At 70.7% G+C, this 3247-nt stretch carries 1 pseudogene; it reads right to left on the reverse strand.

From position 1 onward, the window contains the following. Nucleotides 1–2237 (reverse strand): annotated as a pseudogene (locus tag QOL99_RS16000) (hypothetical protein); the annotation flags it as partial. Between the last annotated feature and the right edge of the window lie 1010 nt (nucleotides 2238–3247).

The raw sequence follows: 3247 nt of genomic DNA on the forward strand, positions 1-3247 counted from the left end.
CCCGGCTGGGCGACCTGGCCGGGCCGGGGCGGTGTGGGCTGCAGAGGCCGGGAGGCCTGGGCCCCGGAGGCAAAGGGAGGCAGCGGGTCGGGCTGGTCGTCCACGACCAGGTCGGGCGTAGCGGGGCCGGGACTGGAGGGGACGGGCTCGGGCACCCGGGGCAGGGGCGTGCGCGTCGGCGAAGCCGTGAGGGGGGGCGCCGGCGGGTGGCCCATGGGCCTGTTCGGTTGCGCCGCACCGGGAAACCGGGGCTGGTCGCCCTGCCCGGGAAGTGGTGGCCTGGGCGCAGACGAGGTGGACAGGGGCGCGGCGCCTGATGTGCGCGGGGCGGGGACGCCTCCGGCACCGGGCGCCGGTGGTGGGGGGCCCGATGGAGCCGGCCTGGACGCAGCGCTGCCTGACGGGGGAGCTCCTGGCCCGGTGTCCGCCGCGGCCGCTTCCAGCGCCTGCCGCAGGGCCGCTACGTTTTGCTGCGCCAGGGGCCACCGGGCCCACACCGGCGTCATCTCCCCTTCCAGCTGCATCATCCGGCCCTGAGCCTGCTTCCACTGGGTCCAGAGCGTCTCCGCCTTCGCACGGCTGGCCCACAGGCGGTGCCAGTCCTCGGGCTGCGCTGGAACCCCCAGGGTGCGGCGCAGTTCGGACCAGGCCGTTTCCCAGCGGAGGACGCGGCGGTCGTGGGCCTCCTGCTCCGGCCCGGTCAGGCTCGTTCTCGCAGCCTCGCGCAGGTCGTCCCACTCCGCCAGCGCTTGGACCAGAGAGGGGGGCAGCGGCTGGCTCACCAGCAGCGCGAGGAGTGGGCCGCCCTGGTTCGGTCCGGCCCACTCCTCCAGCGCCTCCTGGCACATGGCAGCCTGCCCCGCCGCGGTGGCGTGCCGCATGAGGAGGAGGCGTGCCACCTCCAGCTGGCCGCGTTCCAACACTGGGGACGAGCCGGGGGCCACCGCGCCGCGCCGCGCGGCAGCGGGTAAGGTTCCAGTTTCCGCGCCCGTCTGACGATGTGGCAGCGGCAGAGCTGATGCCGTGGGTGGCGTGGCCGTGGCTCTACTGACCTCCTGGTCCCCTTCAGGCCCATCACGCTGCTCCGCTCCAGCTGGCCTGGCCCGTTCCCCGGCGACGAGCATGGTCAACCGTCCGTGCAAGGTGGCCAGAAGCCCGGTCCGGTGCCGTCCCTCCTCCTCGCGGCGCCTGGCCCCGGCCTCCCGCGCCAGGGCCACTGCCTCAAGCTGGGGCAGGCTCCAGCGCAGGGCCTCGGCGCCTCGCAGATCGGGGGGCCACCCGGACCAGACGCCCTCCAGGGCCCGCGTCACCTCTTGCCAGCGTCGGTGAGCCTCCTCCCCCACCCGCCACAGCACCCGGGCCTCCTCACGCCGCTGCCACAGCGCGTCCCAGATGGACCAGTCCGGAACACCGTGCAGACGCTGCGCTTCAGCCCACGTCGCGGCAGCGCGGGCCTGGACCGCTGACAATCGTTGCTGGGTGTCCAGGACGCGAACATCGAGGGCACGCTGCCTCTTCCCTAGCTCCTGGCGCTGGGCTTCCGACCGCTGCACCAGCTCTGTCCGGGCCTGCCGCGTCTGGGCCAAATGGAACCCCACTTGATCCGGGTCCAGAACAGGGATCAGCCCCAGGCTGGTCGCCTTCATCCGGTAGGTGGTCCAGCCCTCGTCCTCCGCATGCCGGACCTGGTCTATCTCCCGCTGAAGCGCGGCGGCTTGGCCGGAGAGTGTTCCCCACAGTCCGGCCAGACCACGCCCCCGCCGCTCGCCTCGCTGGGTGACCAGCTGGGAAAGGCGCGTCCTGGTGACCAGGAGCCGGTCCGCCAGCGGGCCGAGCTGCTCCAGGGCCTGCAGGCGGGCTTCGAGAGCCGCCTGCTCCCGTTGCTGCCCAAGCAACGCCTCCAGGCGAGCGGTGAGGGCCAGCTGCTCCTGCCCATGGTCCTGCAAGTCCTGTTCCAGACGGCGCAGCTGGACCGAGGCCTCGCGCCATGCCGCCATTCCTGTCGCGACCGCAGGAGGCAGCTCGGAGGCGAGCAACCACCCCAGCGCCGGTCCGCCGACGTCCGCGCCGCCCCACACGCGCAGAGCGTCCCGGTGACGGCTGAGCTGTGCACTCGCCTCGTCGTGCCGTTTCAGGAGCTCGCGAACGTCCTGGAGTTGCTCCAGCGACATCACCGGGAGAGCATCCGCCCCAGGCTCTCCCCCACCCTCCCACGTGACCCGGTGGGCCGCGCTCATCGGGGGACCCTGCTCTTCCAGAGCTGCCCCCACGTGCGCCGGACACTGCTCGTATTCATGACGCCTTCACCATGCCACGTTTCCGCGTCAGCAGGTGACGCATATGCGTGCAGCCAGGTGGCTGTCCGGAACCCATGGCCCGCACACGATTGACTACGTCATCCGAGAGTCGCAGGACGACTGATACGGACTGCCGACTGATTCGTGCACAACCAGGAAAGCGCTGGATGTGCATCCATCGCCCGGAACCCGCCGTTTTTCCTTCTCTGCTGCGCAGCTTTTCAAGTCCCTCCGGTCGGATTTCTGGGTGTTCAGGGCACCCTTTCATCGGACTCCGTATGAATAGGCGCAGCAGCGCAGGGTGTCCGCTTGACCGGCCAAAGAGGGGGGGCAGTGGTCCTGGGTCACGTCCTGACTCCATCCAGGGTCATACCGGTATGACCACGTGGCCGTTGCCGGTCGCGACACTGATGGCGATCGTCCGCCCAACTGTGCAGATGCCCTGCCTGTCCCGCAAGGGTTGACCCTGTCCGACGACACTCCTGAGCGATTGGACCCAGGGCGCCGTTCGGGCGGAAGCCTTTGAACAAGGGCTCGGCAGGTCCGTCACCCGGCCAGGCGAGCAGGGGGCGCGAAAAGGATACTCCGGCGGATCTCCCGCCCCGGACCCCAGAAGCCCGGGGCACAGGACCATCTCCGCCATGGTCGCCTGGCCGGTCCTGGAGTCCGTCCGTTCGCCAACCCCCGTCACTTCCACCCACGCGATGTACCCCAAGTCCCGCAACACTGTCGCCGTCCAGTCCGTCGAGCAACGCCGACGTTCCAGGCAAGGCCGGCACCCGTGTTCTGCTGGTCGGGAGCGGCACCGAATACGCACAGAGCCGCACCGTCAGGTTCACCAGCCTGCGGCAGGGTCGCGACCTGGATTCCCAGACCCGCGACCCCCGAGAGGCCCCGACCTCTCAGAGGGTGTTTGAAAAGGGTGTCAGTAGGGGTCAAGACGGCGAAGC

This window comes from Deinococcus rhizophilus (genome assembly GCF_030271215.1).
Taxonomy (GTDB): Bacteria; Deinococcota; Deinococci; order Deinococcales; family Deinococcaceae; genus Deinococcus; species Deinococcus rhizophilus.